Source organism: Cupriavidus taiwanensis LMG 19424 (assembly GCF_000069785.1).
In the GTDB taxonomy this organism is placed as follows: domain Bacteria; phylum Pseudomonadota; class Gammaproteobacteria; order Burkholderiales; family Burkholderiaceae; genus Cupriavidus; species Cupriavidus taiwanensis.
Genome location: NC_010528.1, coordinates 1,678,012 through 1,697,815 on the forward strand (window position 1 = coordinate 1,678,012; position 19,804 = coordinate 1,697,815).

At 68.3% G+C, this 19,804-nt stretch carries 15 protein-coding genes; 8 read left to right on the forward strand and 7 right to left on the reverse strand.

What is annotated here, in order from left to right; genetic code table 11:
* Positions 1–6: 6 nt before the first annotated feature.
* Positions 7–1,230: an HD-GYP domain-containing protein gene (locus RALTA_RS07655; protein ID WP_012352863.1), complete on the reverse strand. Its 1,224-nt coding sequence runs from the start codon at positions 1,228–1,230 to the stop codon at positions 7–9.
* A 224-nt stretch (positions 1,231–1,454) separates the two neighbouring features.
* Here RALTA_RS07655 and RALTA_RS07660 point away from each other — a divergent pair, with 224 nt between their 5' ends.
* Both RALTA_RS07660 and RALTA_RS07665 read left to right on the forward strand, forming a co-directional pair.
* Positions 1,455–1,748, forward strand: coding sequence for a putative quinol monooxygenase (locus RALTA_RS07660; RefSeq protein ID WP_012352864.1), 294 nt, complete (start codon positions 1,455–1,457; stop codon positions 1,746–1,748).
* Between the two features lie 145 nt (positions 1,749–1,893).
* Positions 1,894–2,895, forward strand: a complete 1,002-nt coding sequence (locus RALTA_RS07665; RefSeq protein WP_012352865.1) for a cysteine synthase A — start codon at positions 1,894–1,896, stop codon at positions 2,893–2,895.
* A gap of 153 nt (positions 2,896–3,048) precedes the next feature.
* Here RALTA_RS07665 and prpR read toward each other — a convergent pair whose 3' ends face one another.
* Positions 3,049–5,022 (reverse strand): propionate catabolism operon regulatory protein PrpR, encoded by a 1,974-nt coding sequence (gene prpR, locus RALTA_RS07670; protein ID WP_012352866.1) that lies wholly within the window; start codon positions 5,020–5,022, stop codon positions 3,049–3,051.
* Between the two features lie 280 nt (positions 5,023–5,302).
* Between prpR and prpB the strand changes: the two genes are divergently transcribed.
* From prpB to RALTA_RS07695, 5 genes are all read left to right on the forward strand, one after another.
* The gene (prpB, locus tag RALTA_RS07675; RefSeq protein ID WP_012352867.1) at positions 5,303–6,211 is read left to right on the forward strand and encodes a methylisocitrate lyase; all 909 of its coding nucleotides are present in this window, start codon (positions 5,303–5,305) and stop codon (positions 6,209–6,211) included.
* A gap of 99 nt (positions 6,212–6,310) precedes the next feature.
* Positions 6,311–7,468 carry a bifunctional 2-methylcitrate synthase/citrate synthase gene (gene prpC, locus RALTA_RS07680; protein ID WP_012352868.1) on the forward strand — a complete coding sequence of 386 codons (1,158 nt, stop codon included), beginning with the start codon at positions 6,311–6,313 and terminating at the stop codon, positions 7,466–7,468.
* A gap of 119 nt (positions 7,469–7,587) precedes the next feature.
* Entirely contained in the window at positions 7,588–10,200 is a 2,613-nt protein-coding gene (acnD, locus tag RALTA_RS07685) for a Fe/S-dependent 2-methylisocitrate dehydratase AcnD (RefSeq protein ID WP_012352869.1), read from the forward strand.
* 144 nt (positions 10,201–10,344) lie between these two features.
* Positions 10,345–11,535, forward strand: coding sequence for a 2-methylaconitate cis-trans isomerase PrpF (gene prpF / locus RALTA_RS07690; RefSeq protein ID WP_012352870.1), 1,191 nt, complete (start codon positions 10,345–10,347; stop codon positions 11,533–11,535).
* Between the two features lie 289 nt (positions 11,536–11,824).
* Positions 11,825–12,943: an asparaginase gene (locus tag RALTA_RS07695; protein WP_012352871.1), complete on the forward strand. Its 1,119-nt coding sequence runs from the start codon at positions 11,825–11,827 to the stop codon at positions 12,941–12,943.
* 227 nt (positions 12,944–13,170) lie between these two features.
* Here RALTA_RS07695 and RALTA_RS07700 read toward each other — a convergent pair whose 3' ends face one another.
* Positions 13,171–13,644, reverse strand: coding sequence for a PaaI family thioesterase (locus RALTA_RS07700; protein ID WP_012352872.1), 474 nt, complete (start codon positions 13,642–13,644; stop codon positions 13,171–13,173).
* 168 nt (positions 13,645–13,812) lie between these two features.
* Between RALTA_RS07700 and RALTA_RS07705 the strand changes: the two genes are divergently transcribed.
* Complete coding sequence (locus tag RALTA_RS07705; protein ID WP_012352873.1) at positions 13,813–14,064, forward strand: DUF1289 domain-containing protein; 252 nt, start codon at positions 13,813–13,815, stop codon at positions 14,062–14,064.
* Positions 14,065–14,085: 21 nt separating this feature from the next.
* Here RALTA_RS07705 and RALTA_RS07710 read toward each other — a convergent pair whose 3' ends face one another.
* The 4 genes from RALTA_RS07710 to RALTA_RS07725 form a co-directional block, all read right to left on the reverse strand.
* Complete coding sequence (locus RALTA_RS07710; RefSeq protein WP_012352874.1) at positions 14,086–14,805, reverse strand: MOSC domain-containing protein; 720 nt, start codon at positions 14,803–14,805, stop codon at positions 14,086–14,088.
* Positions 14,802–15,509 (reverse strand): glutamine amidotransferase, encoded by a 708-nt coding sequence (locus tag RALTA_RS07715; protein ID WP_012352875.1) that lies wholly within the window; start codon positions 15,507–15,509, stop codon positions 14,802–14,804. Before RALTA_RS07715 ends, RALTA_RS07710 begins: the two co-directional genes overlap by 4 nt.
* A 129-nt stretch (positions 15,510–15,638) precedes the next feature.
* The gene (locus tag RALTA_RS07720; RefSeq protein WP_012352876.1) at positions 15,639–18,098 is read right to left on the reverse strand and encodes a penicillin acylase family protein; all 2,460 of its coding nucleotides are present in this window, start codon (positions 18,096–18,098) and stop codon (positions 15,639–15,641) included.
* A 112-nt stretch (positions 18,099–18,210) separates the two neighbouring features.
* The gene (locus RALTA_RS07725; RefSeq protein ID WP_012352877.1) at positions 18,211–19,644 is read right to left on the reverse strand and encodes an aldehyde dehydrogenase family protein; all 1,434 of its coding nucleotides are present in this window, start codon (positions 19,642–19,644) and stop codon (positions 18,211–18,213) included.
* Positions 19,645–19,804 lie beyond the last annotated feature (160 nt).

The following is a 19,804-nucleotide window of genomic DNA, read 5'->3' on the forward strand; positions in this document are numbered from 1 at the left end:
GCGCGCTCACGCCGCCGGCGCATACATCTCCAGCAGCTGCTCATCCGTAAAGCCCCACTCCGCCGCGTTCTCGAACGCCACCACGGTCTCGTCGCCGTGGCGCAGGTCGACCAGCTCGGTCGGCACCGGCCGCGACTGCGACACCGAGTAGAACACCATCACCTTGGGCCGCAGCGGGTCGGCGTCATGCTGCGCGCAGACTACCGCCAGCCGGTTGGAGCGCAGCCGCAGTACGGTGCCGAGCGGGTAGATGCCGACGGTGCGCGAGAAGGCCTTGAACACGTGCCGGTCGAACAGCGTGTCGACGCGCACCGCCATGTATTCCATGGCGCGGGCCGGCGACCATGGCTGGTGCCCGGGATGGCTGGCGGTGAGCGCGTCATAGGTGTCGCAGATCGCGCCGATCCTGGCATGCACGCTCAGTTCGTGCCCCACGAGGCCAAAGGGGAAACCGCGTCCGTCCACGCGCTCATGGTGGTGAACGCAGACATCGAGCGGGATATTGGAATAGAGCCGGGCTTCGTTGAGGATGCGATAGCCGGCGGAGGGATGGCGGCGGTAGGCCTCCTCCTGCTCGGGCGTGCGCTCGCCGGCGCGGAGGTTGGCGGCTCCGGGCACGGTCAGCTTGCCGATGTCGTGCACCAGGCCGGCCAGGCCCAGTTCGCGCACCTCGTCGCCGGGCAGGCCCAGGGTGCGGCCGACTGCGATCATCAGCGCGCAGACCGCGAAGGCATGCAGGTAGTTGTCGTCGCCGCGCGCCTTGAGCCGCGCCAGCGCCAGCAGCGCCTGCCCGTGGCGCGACAGCGAGCGCGAGGCCGCGTCGACCAGCAGCAGCGCGCCGCTGACCTCCAGTGCCCGCCCCATGCGCACGTCGGCGAACATCGAACCGATCACGGCCTTGCCGGACTGCAGCAGTTCGCGCGCATGCACGATCTCGGCTTCGAGCGTGGTGGCGGGCGGCGCGTCAGCCGGGCCATCGGCGCCGGGCGCGGGCCGGGCCGAAGCCATGGCCGTGGCTGCGCCGGCCGCCTCTTCCGGCGCCGGCAGGTTGCGGCCCTTCAGGATATCGATCCAGATTTCGCGCACGCCGGCCGACTGGATCTGCCGTACCTGCTCCTCGCTGGCGACCAGGAAGCGCGCGCGCCAGAACGGATGGTTGATCCAGGGCCCGCCCAGCCTGGCGACGAACATCCCGACCTGCAATTGCTCCGACCCAATGCGTCTCAGCATGCGCCATCCCCCTCGGATGATGGATGTCTTGTTGTCGATCCGGTTATCGGCGCCGGCGGGCATAACTTGAGTGTCGGCGGCGGCAGGAACGGTGCCGCGCACCCTTGTCAAGCGCCGGCCGAATGCCCGGACGGCGCCGTCGGGCATTGCCGGCGCCGCCATGGCCGCCGCTACAATGGCTGGCCCAGTGCTCACAGACGCCAGCCAGTCGCCCCCGTTCACCCATGTCCGGAACGTACACGCTAGTCGGCATCGCCCGTGCCAAGGCGCATCGCCGCGATGCGCTGGTCTCCCAGCTCGCCGCGCTGCGCTCGCGCGGGCTGACCGAGCCCGGCTGCCTGGACTACCACGTCGGGCAGGATGCCGAGGATGCGCGGGTGTTCGTCATCTACATGGTCTGGGACTCCAAGCGCGCGCTCGAATCGCACCTGAACCGCCCCTATATGCGCGATTTCCACGCCGCGCGCGCTGACTTCGTCGAAGGCGATTTCAGCTTCCGCTGGCTCAACGCCGCCTGAGCCCCCCGGCGCCCTCGGCGCAAACCGCCACCCGGTCACTTCCCGCCCCGCCTGGGGCCGCTCCGGGGCTGCCCGCTTGTCATTCCCGCCGCACCGATCTATCACTCAAGCATGACGCCCGCCCCGGGCGCGGCAGGAGTGCACCATGGAGATCAGGGATGGATTTGCCGGCACCATCGGCCATACGCCGCTGATCCGGCTGGCCGGCCTGAGCGCCGAAACCGGCTGCGATATCTACGGCAAGGCGGAATTCCTCAATCCGGGCGGCTCGGTCAAGGATCGGGCGGCGCTGTACATCATCCGCGACGCCGAGCGGCGCGGACTGCTGAAGCCGGGCGGCACGGTGATCGAGGGCACAGCGGGCAATACCGGCATCGGCCTGGCGCACCTGTGCGCGGCGCGCGGCTACCGCTGCATCGTGGTGATCCCCGACACGCAATCCCCGGAAAAGATGGAGCGGCTGCGCATGCTCGGCGCCGAGGTACGCGCGGTGCCGGCCAAGCCCTACGCCGATCCCGACAACTACCAGAAGATCGCCGGCCGGCTGGCCGACGAAACCGAGAATGCGATCTGGGCCAACCAGTTCGACAACCTCGCCAACCGCCAGGCCCACTACGAGACCACCGGCCCGGAGATCTGGCACGCCACCACCGGCCATATCGACGCCTTCACCTGCGCCACCGGCACCGGCGGCTCGCTCGCGGGCATCGCCCGCTGCCTGAAGGAACACAAGCCGGGCGTGCGCATCGTGCTGGCCGACCCGCACGGCAGCGGCCTGTACCACTTCGTCAAGCACCGCGAGGTCAAGGCCGAAGGCAGCTCGATCACTGAAGGCATCGGCTCCAGCCGCGTCACCGCCAACCTGCAGGACACCCCCATCGACGATGCCGTGCGCATCGACGACCAGACCTGCGTCGACATGGTCTACCGGCTGCTGCGCGAGGAAGGACTGTTCGTGGGCGGGTCATCCGGCATCAACGTCGGCGCCGCGGTAGCGCTGGCGCGCGAGATGGGGCCGGGTCACACCATCGTGACGCTGCTGTGCGACCGTGGCGACCTGTACATGGGACGGCTGTTCAATGAAGCGTGGCTGCAGGGCAAGGGGCTGCAGCCGATTCCGTTCCGCCGGGCCAGCCCGGCCGGCTAGCCCGATAAAACCGGCGCCCAAACACTACTGTCATTCCCGCGCAGGCGGGAATCCAGCGTCTTTCACGTCCCCTTTGGGGATAAAGTCGCTGGGTTCCCGCCTACGCGGGAACGACAGTGCTTAACTGAACGGCATTAGCCGGCATTAGCGCCCTTAGGCCGCCTTCAGCCGCCGCCACAGCGTGGTGGGGCTGATGCCGAGGATATGGCAGGCGGCGGTCCGGTCGCCGCCGCACTCTTCCAGCACGCGCCGGATATGGTCGACCTCGCTGGATTGCTTGACGCGCGCCAGCGAGCGGCGCGCGCGCGCGGCCGGCGCCGCCGGTGCGGCCTCGGGCCCGCCCGCTGGCGCAGTGGCAAGCGCGGCATCGCCGAACAGCTCGGGGGCGGCGGCATGCAGTTCGCGCTGCAAGGCTTCGCCGTCCAGCCGGCGGCCGGCGACCAGCACCGCGATGCGCTCGGTCACGTTCTCCAGCTCGCGGATGTTGCCGGGCCAGCGGTAGCGCGCCAGCCGCGCGCGGGCCGCGGCGGGCAGGCGCTGCGGACGCTCCAGCCCCAGCCGGTCCTGCGCGCGGCGGTACAGCAGTTCGGCCAGCTCGGGCAGGTCTTCGGCGCGCTCGCGCAGCGGCGGCATGGCAATGCGCAGGATGTTGAGGCGGTAATACAGGTCTTGCCGGAAGGTGCCGTCGCGCACCATCGCCGCCAGGTCGCGATGCGTGGCGGCGATCACGCGCACGTTCACCGGCACCGCGTCGAGCCCGCCGATCGGCAGCACCTGCTTTTCCTGCAGCACGCGCAGCAGGCGCGTCTGCAGCGCGGGCGGCATGTCGCCGACCTCGTCGAGAAACAGCGTGCCGTTGTGGGCCGATTCGAACAGGCCGGCCTTGCCGCCGCGGCGCGCGCCGGTGAAGGCGCCCTCTTCGTAGCCGAACAGCTCGCTTTCCAGCAGCGCCTCGGGAAAGGCGGCGCAATTGACCGCGACGAACGGGAACGCGCGGCGCGGGCTGGCATCGTGCATGCCTTGCGCCAGCACCTCCTTGCCGGTGCCGCTCTCGCCGCCGATCAGCACGGTCGAGTCCACCGCGGCGTAGCGCCGCGCCAGTTCTCGCAGGGCCGTCATCGCCGCCGAGGTGCCGGCCAGGTCGTCCAGGCTGTAGCGCACCGCCGCCGGCCGCGCGCGGCTGCGCGAGCGCAGGTTGCGGTCGACGCGCTGGATCGCGCTGGCATCCTGGATGGTCAGCACCGCGCCGGCGGTGCCGGCCTCCGAGAGGATGGGAATGCGGTTGACCACCACCATCTTGTCGCCGAGCTTGTGGATCGCCTCGAGCTCCTTGTCGCCGCTCTGCATCACGCCTTCCAGCGCCAGGCTGGGCGCCAGCGTCTGCAGCTTGCGTCCCACCGCGGCGGCGGCCGAGGTGCCTAGGAAGCGCTCCATCGCCGGGTTGAACGACTGGATGCGCCCTTGCGCATCGACCGCCGCCACGCCCTCGTTCAGGTGCGCCAGGATAGTGTTGACGTAGTCGCGCCGGGTGGCCTCGATGCGGCGCAGGCGCGCGGCCTCGATCGCGTCTTCGAGCGCCATCCGCACCGAGTTGCCGGAGTACAGGAACACGCCGGTCAAGCCATAGCGGTCGGCCAGGTCGGTCACCAGGCCGGGACCCACCACCACCTGGATCCCCTCCTGCTTGAGCGCCTTCACCCGCGCCACGGCGTCGTCCTCGGTCAGGTAGGTATAGGCCGGCACCGACAGCGAAAACGCGCGCACGAATTCGTCGACCTCGGCATAGGTCGCCGCATGCGTGACCAGCGCAACCCGCGGCGAAATCCGCCGCGCGGTAGCCAGTGCGCTCATCACGTCGAATCCCGTGACCTTGACCAGCACCACCGGCACGTCGACATGCTGGCGCAGGTAGGCGCCGTTGGAGCCGCCGGCGACCACCACGTCGAGCCGGCCCTCGCGCACCTCGCGCGACACCGCGCTGGCGGCGGCCTCGAAGCCCTTGCCGACGATGCGGAATTCGGCGCGGTCGGCATAGGCCGGGATCAGGTCGGCAAAGGCGCGCGCGAGGCGGCTGATGCCGATCGCCCAGATGCGCGGGCGGCCTTGCGTGGAGACGGGCGGAGCCATGATGCGGTGCGGAAGGAAAGTCGGATGAAAAGCGGCAGGAACGGGCGTACAGTGCTGTCACATTGTCCGCTACGCGGCCCCGGATTTCAACTTTGAATTCCAAAATGCAGGGCCTGGATTTCAAATGTGCGGAAATCCCGGCATGGATCCCGCGGCGGAACCCGCTGCCCTGCCCATCGGCCCAATACTGGCAAGGGATTCCGGGTTTTCCTGCCGCGCTCGCAAGGCCTGGCACACCCCTTGCAGTATCCGGCTTGTCCTGTTCACCAACGCATACGCCATGACCTACTCCGCTTCCGACCTCGCGCGCTCCGCTGGGGCCCGTTTCCGCCAGGCGCTTGCCGACGAGCATCCGCTGCAGGTGGTCGGCACCATCAACGCCAACCACGCCCTGCTGGCCAAGCGTGCCGGCTACCGCGCCATCTACCTGTCGGGCGGCGGCGTCGCGGCCGGCTCGCTGGGCCTGCCGGACCTGGGCATCTCGAACCTGGATGACGTGCTGACCGACATCCGCCGCATTACCGACGTGTGCGACACGCCGCTGCTGGTCGATGTCGACACGGGCTTCGGCGCCTCGGCCTTCAACGTGGCCCGCACTACCAAGTCGCTGATCAAGTTCGGCGCCGCGGCCATGCACATCGAGGACCAGGTCGGCGCCAAGCGCTGCGGCCACCGTCCCAACAAGGAAATCGTCACCCAGGGTGAAATGGTCGACCGCATCAAGGCCGCCGTCGATGCCCGCACTGACGAGAACTTCGTCATCATGGCCCGCACCGATGCGCTGGCCGTCGAAGGCCTGGACAGCGCCATCGAGCGCGCCGTGGCCTGCGTGGAAGCCGGCGCCGATGCCATCTTCCCCGAAGCCATGACCGACCTGGCCATGTACCGCAAGTTTGTCGATGCGGTAAAGGTGCCGGTGCTGGCCAATATCACCGAATTCGGCGCCACGCCGCTGTTCACCACTGATGAACTTGGCGGCGCCGGCGTGTCGATGGTGCTGTATCCGCTGTCGGCCTTCCGCGCCATGAACAAGGCGGCGGAAAACGTCTACGCGGCGATCCGCCGCGACGGCACGCAGAAGAACGTGGTCGATACCATGCAGACCCGCGCCGAGCTCTACGAGAGCATCGGCTACCATGCCTTCGAACAGAAGCTCGACGCCCTGTTCGCGCAGGGCAAGGGCAAGTAAGGCACCAGACGCAGGCGCGGCCGGGGCGGGGATATCCCCTCCCGGCCGCTTGCACGACCAAAGACAGGCAACACCAGGCATCACACCAAGGAGACCCAGATGTCCGAAGCGCAACCGCTCGTCACTCCCAAGCCCAAGAAATCCGTCGCGCTGTCGGGCGTGACCGCCGGCAATACCGCGCTGTGCACCGTCGGCCGCACCGGCAACGACCTGCACTACCGCGGCTACGACATCCTCGATATCGCCGAGACCTGCGAATTCGAGGAAATCGCCCACCTGCTGGTGCACGGCAAGCTGCCGACCAAATCCGAACTGGCCGCCTACAAGGCCAAGCTGAAGTCGCTGCGCGGACTGCCCGCCAACGTCAAGGCGGCGCTCGAATGGGTGCCGGCCAGCGCCCACCCGATGGACGTGATGCGCACCGGCGTGTCGGTGCTGGGCGCGGTGCTGCCGGAGAAGGAAGACCACAACACCCCGGGCGCGCGCGACATCGCCGACCGCCTGATGGCCAGCCTCGGCTCGATGCTGCTGTACTGGTACCACTACAGCCACAACGGCCGCCGCATCGAGGTGGAGACCGACGATGATTCCATCGGCGGCCACTTCCTGCACCTGCTGCACGGCGAGAAGCCGTCGGCGCTGTGGGAGCGCGCCATGAACACCTCGCTCAACCTGTATGCCGAGCACGAGTTCAACGCGTCGACCTTTACCGCGCGCGTGATCGCCGGCACGGGTTCCGACATGTATTCGTCGATCGCCGGCGCGATCGGCGCGCTGCGCGGTCCCAAGCACGGCGGCGCCAACGAGGTCGCATTCGAGATCCAGAAGCGCTACGACAACCCGGACGAGGCCCAGGCCGACATCACCCGCCGCGTCGAGAACAAGGAGGTCGTGATCGGCTTCGGCCACCCGGTGTACACCACCGGCGACCCGCGCAACCAGGTGATCAAGGAAGTGGCGAAGAAGCTGTCGAAGGATGCCGGCTCGATGAAGATGTTCGACATCGCCGAGCGGCTGGAGACCGTGATGTGGGACATCAAGAAGATGTTCCCCAACCTGGACTGGTTCAGCGCGGTCAGCTACCACATGATGGGCGTGCCCACGGCGATGTTCACGCCGCTGTTCGTGATCTCGCGCACCTCGGGCTGGGCCGCGCACATCATCGAGCAGCGCATCGACAACAAGATCATCCGCCCCAGCGCCAACTACACCGGGCCGGAGAACCTGAAGTTCGTGCCGATCAAGGATCGCAAGTAAGACCGGCTGCCGGTTTGCCCGCGGGTTGCATGGATCCGAGCCTGCGGGCACAGGGGGTAGTTGGTCGCTGACACGGGGCCACTACCCCTTTTTCATACTTATATAGATTTCCCTACACCATGAATTCTGCAAACCGCAAACCGCTACCGGGCACCAAGCTGGATTACTTCGACGCGCGCGCCGCGGTCGAGGCCATCCAGCCGGGTGCCTACGACAAGCTGCCGTACACGTCGCGCGTGCTGGCAGAAAACCTGGTGCGCCGCTGCGATCCCGCCACGCTGGCGGATTCGCTGAAGCAGCTGATCGAGCGCAAGCGCGACCTCGACTTCCCGTGGTTCCCCGCACGCGTGGTGTGCCACGACATCCTGGGCCAGACCGCGCTGGTGGACCTGGCCGGCCTGCGCGACGCCATTGCCGACCAGGGCGGCGACCCTGCCAAGGTCAACCCGGTGGTGCCGGTGCAGCTGATCGTCGACCACTCGCTGGCAGTGGAATGCGGCGGTTTCGATCCGCAGGCGTTCGAGAAGAACCGTGCCATCGAGGATCGCCGCAACGAAGACCGTTTCCATTTCATCGACTGGACCAAGAAGGCGTTCAGGAACGTCGATGTGATCCCGCCGGGCAACGGCATCATGCACCAGATCAACCTGGAGAAGATGTCGCCGGTGATCCACGCCGACAACGGCGTGGCCTACCCCGATACCTGCGTCGGCACCGACAGCCACACCCCGCACGTCGATGCGCTGGGCGTGATCGCCATCGGCGTGGGCGGCCTGGAAGCCGAGAACGTGATGCTCGGCCGCGCCTCATGGATGCGCCTGCCGGATATCGTCGGCGTCGAGCTGACCGGCAAGCGCCAGCCCGGCATCACCGCCACCGACATCGTGCTGGCCCTGACCGAATTCCTGCGCAAGGAAAAGGTGGTCGGCGCCTACCTGGAGTTCCGCGGCGAAGGCGCATCGAGCCTGACGCTGGGCGACCGCGCCACCATCTCGAACATGGCCCCGGAATACGGCGCCACGGCGGCGATGTTCTTCATCGACGAGCAGACCATCGAATACCTGCGCCTGACCGGCCGCACCGACGAGCAGCTCAAGCTGGTCGAAACCTACGCGAAAACCGCCGGCCTGTGGGCCGATTCGCTGCAGCACGCCGAATACGAGCGCGTGCTGAGCTTCGACCTGTCGACCGTGGTCCGCAACATGGCCGGCCCGTCGAACCCGCACAAGCGCCTGCCGACCTCGGCGCTGGCCGAGCGCGGCATCGCGGTGGACCTGGACAAGGCCCGCGCGCAGGAAGCCGAAGGCCTGATGCCCGATGGCGCCGTGATCATCGCCGCTATCACCAGCTGCACCAACACCAGCAACCCGCGCAACGTGATCGCCGCCGCGCTGCTGGCACGCAACGCCAACGCGCGCGGCCTGACGCGCAAGCCGTGGGTCAAGTCGTCGCTGGCGCCGGGATCGAAGGCGGTCGAACTGTACCTGGAAGAAGCCAACCTGCTGCCTGACCTGGAAAAGCTCGGCTTTGGCATCGTCGCCTTCGCCTGCACCACCTGCAACGGCATGTCCGGCGCGCTGGATCCGAAGATCCAGCAGGAAATCATCGACCGCGACCTGTATGCCACCGCGGTGCTGTCCGGCAACCGCAACTTCGACGGCCGCATCCACCCGTACGCCAAGCAGGCCTTCCTGGCCTCGCCGCCGCTGGTGGTGGCCTACGCCATCGCCGGCACCATCCGCTTCGATATCGAAAAGGACGTGCTGGGCACCGACCAGGACGGCAAGCCGGTGTACCTGAAGGACATCTGGCCGAGCGACGAAGAGATCGACGCCATCGTCAGGCAGAGCGTGAAGCCCGAGCAGTTCCGCAAGGTCTACGAGCCGATGTTCGCGCTGACCGCGGAAACCGGCGAGAGCGCCGCGCCGCTGTACGACTGGCGCCCGCAGAGCACCTATATCCGCCGCCCGCCGTACTGGGAAGGCGCGCTGGCCGGGGAGCGCACGCTGAAGGGGCTGCGCCCGCTGGCGCTGCTGGGCGACAACATCACCACCGACCACCTGTCGCCGTCCAACGCGATCCTGCCCAACAGCGCGGCTGGCGAATACCTGGCCAGGATGGGCCTGCCGGAAGAGGACTTCAACTCGTACGCCACGCACCGCGGCGACCACCTGACCGCGCAGCGCGCCACCTTCGCCAACCCGACGCTGATCAATGAAATGGCCGTGGTCGATGGCCAGGTCAAGAAGGGTTCGCTGGCGCGCATCGAGCCGGAAGGCAAGGTCGTGCGCATGTGGGAAGCCATCGAGACCTACATGGACCGCAAGCAGCCGCTGATCATCATCGCCGGCGCGGACTATGGCCAGGGCTCGTCGCGCGACTGGGCCGCCAAGGGCGTGCGCCTGGCCGGCGTGGAAGCCATCGTCGCCGAAGGCTTCGAGCGCATCCACCGCACCAACCTGATCGGCATGGGCGTGCTGCCGCTGGAGTTCAAGCCGGGCGTGAACCGCCTGACGCTGGGGCTGGATGGCACCGAAACCTACGACGTGATCGGCGAACGCCGGCCGCGCGCCACGCTGACGCTGGTCGTGCATCGCAAGAACGGCGAGCGCGTGGAAGTGCCCGTGACGTGCCGCCTCGACAGCGATGAAGAAGTGTCGATCTACGAGGCGGGTGGCGTGCTGCAGCGGTTTGCGCAGGACTTCCTGGAGTCGAACAAGGCGGCGGCGTAAGCTAAGGCTTCTACCGAAGCCAGTGGTGTGCTCCCCTCTCCCGCTTGCGGGAGAGGGGAGAAAACAAGCGCTTCGCTTTGCTTCCCCGCATTGGACTTCCAATCTGTACAAAGGCCCCCGGCCTAACCAGGACTAAACATTCCCATGGCCCACGTACCCCAGATCAAGATCCCCGCCACCTACATCCGTGGCGGCACCAGCAAGGGCGTGTTCTTCCGCCTGCAGGACCTGCCCGAGCGCGCCCAGGTCGCGAGCCCCGCGCGCGACGCGCTGCTGCTGCGCGTGATCGGCAGCCCCGACCCCTATGGCAAGCAGATCGACGGCATGGGCGCGGCCACGTCCAGCACCAGCAAGACCGTGATCCTGTCCAAAAGCACGCGCCCGGACCACGATGTCGACTACCTGTTCGGCCAGGTCTCGATCGACCAGCCTTTTGTCGACTGGAGCGGCAACTGCGGCAACCTGTCGGCCGCGGTCGGCCCCTTCGCCATCAGTGCCGGCCTGGTCGACCCGAGCCGTATCCCGCAGAACGGCGTGGCCGTGGTGCGCATCTGGCAGGCCAATATCGGCAAGACCATCATCGGCCACGTGCCCATGACCAACGGCGAAGTCCAGGAAACGGGCGATTTCGAACTGGACGGCGTGACCTTCCCCGCCGCCGAAGTCCAGCTCGAGTTCATGGACCCGGCGGCCGAGGAAGAAGGCGCCGGCGGCGCGATGTTCCCGACCGGCAACGTGGTCGACGACCTGGAAGTGCCCGGCGTCGGCACGCTCAAGGCGACCATGATCAACGCCGGCATCCCGACCATCTTCGTCAATGCCGAGAGCATCGGCTACACGGGCACCGAGCTGCAGGACGCCATCAACAGCGACACCAAGGCGCTGGCGATGTTCGAAACCATCCGTGCCTACGGCGCGCTGCGCATGGGCCTGATCAAGAACGTCGACGAGGCGGCCAAGCGCCAGCACACGCCCAAGGTCGCCTTCGTGGCCAGGCCGGCGGACTACACCGCCTCCAGCGGCAAGCAGGTGGCCGCGGCCGACGTCGACCTGCTGGTGCGCGCGCTGTCGATGGGCAAGCTGCACCACGCCATGATGGGCACGGCGGCAGTGGCGATCGGCACTGCCGCCGCCATCCCCGGCACGCTGGTCAACCTGGCGGCCGGCGGCGGCGAACGCAATGCGGTCCGGTTCGGGCATCCGTCCGGCACGCTGCGCGTTGGCGCCGAGGCGCAACTGGTCGACGGCGAATGGGTGGTCCGGAAGGCCATCATGAGCCGCAGCGCGCGCGTGCTGATGGAAGGCTGGGTGCGCGTGCCCGGCGACGCGTTCTGAGCCAGCCGCCAGCGCATGGCGGGCGCCGGCCGGTTCGGCCCCCGCCAAGTATGCGCTTGCGGTTATGGCGGCAGCAGTTTCATGCCGAATTGGCATAACCCTTGCGCCGCACTTCCAACGCGAATTTCTCCTCACGTATAGTCTCTGCCGCTGCCAGCGCCGGGCCTGCACCACAGTCCCGGCCGCAGGCAGCCACCGACTGAACACGGACGGCACCATTCCACCCATAAGGTATGTCGTGCCGCTTCCAGTACGGGCCACACGTTCGTATAGATACCCGAGGAGAATCATGAAACATTTCGCCCGCGTCACCACGCTGGCCGCTGCCCTGCTGTCAGCGAGCCTGATCACCGGCACCGCGCATGCGCAGCTCGCGCCCGCGGCACAGCCCGCCGCTGCCACGGCTCCGGCCGAGGCCCGCAAGGCCAACATCGTCATCATCGGCACCGGCGGCACCATTGCCGGCGCTGGCGCCGCGGCGACCAACACCGCCGCCTACCAGTCCGCCGTGGTCCCGGTCGACAAGATCATCGCGTCGGTGCCGGAGCTCTCCAAGGTCGCCAACGTCAAGGGCGAACAGATCTTCCAGATCGGCTCGGAAAGCTTCAACAACGAACGTTTGCTCAAGCTCGCCAAGCGCGTGTCGGAACTGCTCAAGCAGCCCGACGTCGATGGCATCGTGATCACGCACGGCACCGACACCATCGAGGAAACCGCCTATTTCCTCAACCTGACGCTGAAGAGCGACAAGCCGGTGGTGGTGGTCGGCTCGATGCGTCCGGGCACCGCGCTGGGTGCCGACGGCGCGCTGAACCTCTATGACGCCGTGCTGGTCGCCTCGAACCCGGCGTCGAAGGGCAAGGGCACGCTGGCCGTGCTGAACGACGAGATCCACACCGGCCGCGACGTCTCCAAGACCAACACCTTCAAGACCGAGACCTTCCGCTCGCCGTTCGGCCCGCTGGGCTACGTGGTGGAAGGCCGCACGCTGTTCTACCGCCTGCCGGCACGTCCGCATACGGTGCAGACGCAGTGGGACATCGACAAGATCGACAAGCTGCCCGAGGTCGCCGTGCTCTATGCCTACGGCAACGCCAACCCGGCCGCGGTCGACGCCGCGGTCAAGAGCGGCGCCAAGGCCATCATCTACGCCGCCACCGGCAACGGCAGCGTCGGCGACTACATGGTCGAGCCGCTCAAGGCCGCGCGCGCCAAGGGCGTGCAGATCGTGCGCGCGTCGCGCACCGGCAGCGGCGTGGTGGTACGCAATGCCGAGCAGCCGGATGACAAGTACGACTGGATCGTCACCGACGACCAGCTGCCGCAGAAGGCGCGCATCCTGATGGCGCTGGCGCTGACGCAGACCAACGACGCCAAGGCGCTGCAGCAGGTGTTCTGGAAGTACTGATCCAGGGCAGCACCGATCCGCGCGCCGCGCAGGGGTTCTCCCGGCGGCGCGCCCTCCCCCTCATCAGCCGGGCCACTGCACACCCGTGCTTCATAGCCTCCACACGGCCCGTGCCCACTATGCTGGCAGCCGGTCGCGCCAATGCCATTGGCGCGCACGGGGGTGAAGGCGAATATCCGGCGGTTAATTGCGTTAATGGGAATTACAGCGCGCGTCGGCGCATCGGCTCAAAACATGGCGCTGCTCATCAACGCCCTGGCGACCAGCACGCCCTCGTCGGGCGCTTCGGCGTACACCGAGACATCCGTCACCACCTGCCGGCGGCCGCGCCGGGCCACCGACGCCACCGCCCTCAGCGCGGCGCCTTGCGCCGGCGCCAGGTACTGGATCGACAGCGAGCCGGTCGCTCCGCCCTTCACCTCGTCCGCACTCGCGCCAGACGCCGCCGCGGCCGCGCCGGCGATGTCGATCAGCGTGGCAATGACACCGCCGTGCACGATGCTGCCGTGGGTCACGTTGGTCGGCAGGAACGGCATCTCCAGTTCGACATGGTCCGGGGCCAGGCTGGCCAGCCGCACGCCGAGGGCGCGCGCCACGGGGGATCCCAGCAGCACGGTATCGACCATGGCGCGCATGCGCGGGTCGACACCGTCTGGGCGGCGGTATTGGGATAAGGGCACGGCGGCGATGGTCTGGGGCATGGCTGGACTCCTGAAAGGGCGCGATTCCTGTCGCAGCGTAATGGCCCCCGCAGCACGGCTCAATGACCTCCGAGGTAATCCCCGCCCCCACGGCACGGCCTTTGGCCGGGCTGCCGCTGCGCTCCCGATATAATGGGCGGCCGTTTTACCCTCCGCCCTGCCGCCACCATGCCGTCACCTTCCGAATCCGCCACGCTCAGCCCCGAACCGGACCACGGCGCCACGGATTCCACGTTGTCCGAGCGTCCGGACAGCCCCTGCATCGGCATCTGCTCGACCCTGTTCGACGAGGTGTGCCAGGGCTGCGGCCGTACCGCGGCCGAGGTCAGCAACTGGGTCTTTTTCAGCGACGAGGACAAGCAGCGGGTCTGGGAGCGCATCACGCGCGAAGGCACCGGCAAGCGTTTTCGCCAGGGCTGAGAGGCCCTGGCCCGCGGCCCGTCATTCGCCGGACAGGCGCCGCTCCATCGCTTCGACTTCGCGCCGTTCCAGGCGCTGTCGTGCCAGCTTGCGCCAGCTCTCGGCCAGCGGCACCAGCGCGGCCATATCCTCCAGCGCGGCATAGTCCAGCCGGTCGACATACAGCACCTGCAGCAGGCGGTGCAGCGACCATCCGGGACAGGGCCGCGCGATCAGTTCCAGCCTGTCGCCCGCCGCCACGTCGCCGGTTTCCAGCACGCGGTAGTACCAGCCCGTGCGCAGGCTCTGCTGCACGGCGCGCGACATGCCCGCATAGCCGAAGCGGTGGTTGAGCTTCCAGCACGGCTGGCGTGCCTGCGACACCTCCACCAGCGCCGTGCCCAGGCGGAAGCGGTCGCCGATGCAGACGTCGGCCTCGGTCAGCCCCGTGGTGCTCAGGTTCTCGCCGAAGGCGCCGGGCGTGTCGAGCACACCGTCGCCGGACGCACCCTGTTCTTGCAGCGCCCGCCGCCACGCCGGGTAGTGGTCGAAGGGATAGTGATGCAGCGCTTTTTCCGGGCCGCCATGGTGCCGCGGATCGCCCTGCCCGTCGCCCTCGAGCCCGGTCGCGGTCACACGGACGCGTGCGCGCGTTGCCGTCTTGGCAATGCCGCTCGGTACGCCATTGGGGCCGAACGGGCGCACGGGCCCGGTCAGCACCGCATCGACCGGCACGCGTACGGCGGTGACGGGCTGGCTCATAGTCCGGCTTGCTCCAGCCAGCGCGCGAACATGCGCTCCCCTGCCGCCGCCACGGTGGCGCCGACTTGCGCGGTGCGCGCGCGGATGGTGCGCGGATCGATGCCGGCCCTGGACAGTTCGACGGTATGGCCGATCAGCCAGGCTTCGATATCACGCGGCATGACCTCGGGGTGAAACTGCAGCGCCAGCACCTGGTTGCCGATGGCATAGGCCTGGTTCCGTACCGCCGCGGTCGAGGCCAGCAGCTGCGCGCCGGCGGGCAGGTCGAAGGTGTCGCCGTGCCAGTGCAGGACTTCCCAGTCGGCCCCGGACAACTCGGCAAGCGGTGAATCCTGTCCGGCCGGCGTCGGCGTGATGGGGGCCCAGCCGATCTCGCGGACGCCGGGGTAGACCCTGGCGCCCGCGGCGCGCGCGATCAGCTGCGCGCCCAGGCAAACGCCGAGGATCTTGCCGCCGGCCGCCAGGCGCTGCCGGATCAGCGCGATTTCCGCCTCCAGCCACGGATAGGCCTCGGTTTCGTAGACCCCGATGGGGCCGCCCAGCACCAGCAGCAGGTCGGCCGGCTCGCTGGCGATGGGTGCCAGGTCGTCGACGCCGGCCTGGAACACCCGCAGCGTATGCCCGCGCGCGCGCAAGGCGTTGCCGATCACGCCCGCGTGCTCGAAGGCGACGTGCTGGATCACATGGGTGGTACGCGTTGTCATCAAGGGCTCCTGCCGGCAGTGAGGGAGGGAAAGGGCCACATGTTAGCGCCTGTCGCTACCTGCCGCCGGAACACCGGCATGACCTTGCCGGTGTTCCGGCATTGCCGGCAAGGCTTGCCGCGGCCCGCGCTATTTTGTCGCAGGCGCCAGCACCAGGGCGTCCGCCGCGCCGTGCGTGCCCGGGGCCGCGACAGGCGGCATGGTGATGTATTCCACCGCCGCCCATTTGCCGGTCCAGTCGCGGTAGCGCGGCAACAGCGCATTGCCGGATTGCCCGGTGGAGTCCATGAAGCGCGACGCCGCCAGGTCGGACAAGTCATAGAGCGCGCGCACGCTGGCCGCATGGGTGTTTTCGAACGGCGCCTTCTCGTCGCGCAGGTTATGCCGACCCACGTTGACCGTATAGGTGTCGCCGCCGGTCGGCACGCGCAGGTTGAACAGCGGCGCAAGGTACGCGACCTTGCCGAACGGCCGGTGCTCGGAGCGTGCCGCGTGCGCTTCGCCCCAGCGCCAGCGCGCGGGATCGTCGCCATAGCGACGCGTCAGGTCCGCCATGGCCTGCGTCCAGGCGTCGGCGATGGCATCGTCGCAGCTCTCGGCCGGGCCGGTATGGGGACGGTCGCACCAGAACGCGCCCAGCTGGCGCGGATCGCGCAGGATGTTGAGCATGGGCTGCTGCACGTTGCGCTGCTCCCACATGCGCGCAAAGATGGCCTCGCCGGTCTTTTCCTCGAACAGCCGGCGCGACAGCTCGCGCAGCCACGCGGTGACCACCAGCGGCTCGGCACGGCCGGCATCCATGGTGCCGTCCCACCGGCGCAATGCCTCCAGCAGCGCGCGCTCGCGCGGCGGGCGCGACGCATCGCTGCTGACCGGCGCGGCCAGCAGCAGCGGCAAGGCGTCGCGCACCGCCAGCGAGAGCACGTCCTTCTGGATCGCGGCAAAGCTGTCGAACGTGTGCTTCGGCGTGGCGGCCAGCAGCGTGTGGATGCGGTCGAAGCGATACGGCACCGTCCACTCGCTGGTGATGAAGTACGGATAGTCGGGCGCGACGATGCGCTGGTTGGCCGTCACGATCACGCCATCGGCGGGGTTGTACTGGTGCGGCAGCGCCTCGAACGGGATAAAGCCGGTCCAGTCATAGCGCGCATCCCAGCCGGGAGCCGGCGCCAGGCCCTTGAGGTCGTTGTCGGCGCGGCGCAGCGGCACGCGGCCCGGCGCGTAGAAGCCGATATTGCCGTCGACGTCGGCATAGACGATGTTCTGCTGCGGCGAGTGGAAGTCGCGCAGCGCGTCGGTGAAGCTGTTCCAGTCGCGCGCCTGGTTCAGCCGCAGCCCGGCCAGGAAGGTGCGGTCGTCCGGGCGCAGCGCGGTCCACTGGAACGCCACCACGTATTGCGCGCCCAGCGGCGCCGCGGCGCTGGCGAGCGACTCGGCCACATCGGAAATCACTGGCCCGTGGCGCGTGCTGCGGACCTTCATCGTCACGTCGGCGGCGCCCTTGACGCGGATGGTCTCGGTGCGGGTCTCGAACGTGGCCCACCCTTGCGGCGTCTGGTACTGGGTGTCGTTGCCCGGACGCACGCGCTCGAGATACAGGTCCTGCACGTCCGGCGCGGTATTGGTCAGGCCCCAGGCGATGCGGTCGTTGTGGCCCAGCACCACCAGCGGCATGCCGGGCAGCGTGGCGCCGGCCACCTCGAGCCCGGGCGCGCTCAGGCGCGCGAAGTACCACAGCGCGGGCGCCTGCAATCCCAGGTGCGGATCGTTGGCCAGCATCGGCTTGCCCGATTGCGTATGCGCCCCCGACACCACCCAGTTGTTCGAGCCCATCCCCTCGACATAGCCCGGCGGCGCCTTGTCGCCGACGCTGGCCATCGCGCTCGCCAGCGGCGCCAGCTGGCGGTACAGATGGCCATAGTCCATGGTGCGTACCGGCTGCTCGCCCGGATACGGCGCCAGCAGTTCGCTGATGCGGGCTACCGGCAGCACCTGCGCCAGCCGCATGCGCAGCGTCTCCTGGGTCCAGTTGCCGCCCAGGTCCCAGGCCATCATGGTCTGCCAGCCGAGCGTGTCAGCCGGTTCCCAGCGTTCGGGCCGGGTACGCAGCAGCAGGAACTCCGGCGGCAGCGGGCCCTTGCGCTGGTCGATCCACGCATTGACGCCGTCGGCATAGGCCTGCAGCGCCGCGCGCGCTTCCGGCGAGGCCTGCGCGAAGATGGCCTCGGCGTTGCGCCGCACGCCCAGCGTGCGCAGGAACTTGTCGTTATCGACCGCCGACGGCCCGAGGATCTCGGCGAGCCGGCCCGCGACGATGCGCTTGTTCATCTGCATCTGCCACAAGCGGTCCTGCGCGTGGACGTAGCCCAGCGCGAACCATGCATCGGCCTTGCTGGCGGCGCGTATGTGCGGCACGCCATGGCGGTCGCGCACCACCGTGACCGGGTCGCGCAATCCCGCGAGCACCTCGCTGCCCGACACCGGCGGCTGCGCCGCATGCCGATACCAGGCCAACGCGCCCGCGGCAGCGGCCACCGCAAGCCCCACCAGCACCGCCAGCCACCTGGTCAGCCGACCGAACCCGCGCATCGTTGCTCCCCCTTTATCCTTGTCATGTGCTTCCGCGCATTATCCTGACGAAAAAATGCCCGGGCCAGCCGGGCATTTCCTCATGCATCGCCGTTGTTGCGTGCAGGCCCTGTCAGGCAGCGGGCTTCTTCAGCTGCAGCGACTTGTACTCGAGGAATTCCTCCAGGCCGTACTTGCCCGCTTCGCGCCCGTTGCCGGACTGCTTGTAGCCGCCGAACGGCGCCTGCATGTTGAACGGTCCGCCGTTGATGTCGACCTGCCCGGTGCGAATGCGGCGCGCCACGCGGATCGCGCGCGCCTCGTCGCCGGACCACACGCCGCCGCCCAGGCCATAGATGCTGTCGTTGGCAATGCGCACCGCGTCTTCCTCGGTGTCATAGCAGATGATCGACAGTACCGGTCCGAAGATCTCTTCCTGCGCCACCGTCGCGCGCGGCTCGACGTTGCCGAGCACCGTCGGCTTGACGTAGAAGCCCTGCTCCAGCCCTTCCGGCGTCTCGGGGCCGCCGGCCACCAGCTCGGCACCCTCTTCCAGTCCGCGGCGGATATAGCCGGTCACGCGTTCCTTCTGCACGGCGGAAATCAGCGGGCCCAGCTTGCTGGTTTCCTGCAGCGGATCGCCTACGGTAAAGCCCGCGACCACCTTCTGCGCGATCGCCTTGACTTCGTCATAGCGGGCGCGCGGCACCAGCATGCGGGTGTGCGCCGAGCAGGTCTGGCCGGAGTTGAGGAAACAGGCATTGATGGTGCCCTTCACCGCCGATGGCAGGTCGGCATCGTCCAGGATCACCGAGGCCGATTTGCCGCCCAGCTCCAGCGCCACGCGCTTGACGGTCTGCGCGGCCAGCTCGGACACGCGCTTGCCGGCGCGGGTGGAGCCGGTGAACGACACCATGTCGACTTCCGGATGGCTGGCGAGCACCTCGCCCACCACCGGCCCGTAGCCCGTCACCAGGTTGAACACGCCCGGCGGCAGGCCCGCGGCCTCGATCACCTCGGCCAGCACGAAGGCGTTGAGCGGCGCCACTTCGGACGGTTTGAGTACCACGGTGCAACCCGCCGCCAGCGCCGGCGCCACCTTCAGCGTGATCTGGTTCAGCGGATAGTTCCACGGCGTGATCGCGCCGACCACGCCCACCGGCTCGCGCACCACCAGCGAATTGCCGACTTCTTCCTCGAAGCGGAATCCGTCCAGCAGCCTGGCGGCCTGGCCCCAGTTGTAGACCGGGCCGCCCACCTGGATCGCGCGCGCCAGCTTGATCGGCATGCCGACTTCGCCGGCGATCAGCTGCGCCAGTTCTTCGCTGCGCACCTTCAGCCCTTCGGCGATCTTGGCGATATAACCGGCGCGCACTGCCGGCGGCGTGGCCGACCAGCCGTCGAAGGCCGCGCGCGCGGCCTGGATGGCATCTTCGGCGTCGCGGGCCGAGCCTTCCGGAATGGTGCCCATCACCGCTTCGGTGGCGGAATGGATGACGTCGATCTTGCCGGTGCCGTGGGGCGCGACCCACTTGCCGTTAATGAAGAGTTTGTCTCGTTGTTGCATGGCCACAGTTCTCGGTTTGGTGAATTGGCGATTGCAATTTTTTGTTACTTTTATGGTGCACGCACATTGTAGAGCGGATTCCGGCCCATGTTCCGGCGCCGCGGGAAATGGCCCCGGCCGCGCCGGCCGCTCCGCGCAAGAACATGGCGATAATCGGCCG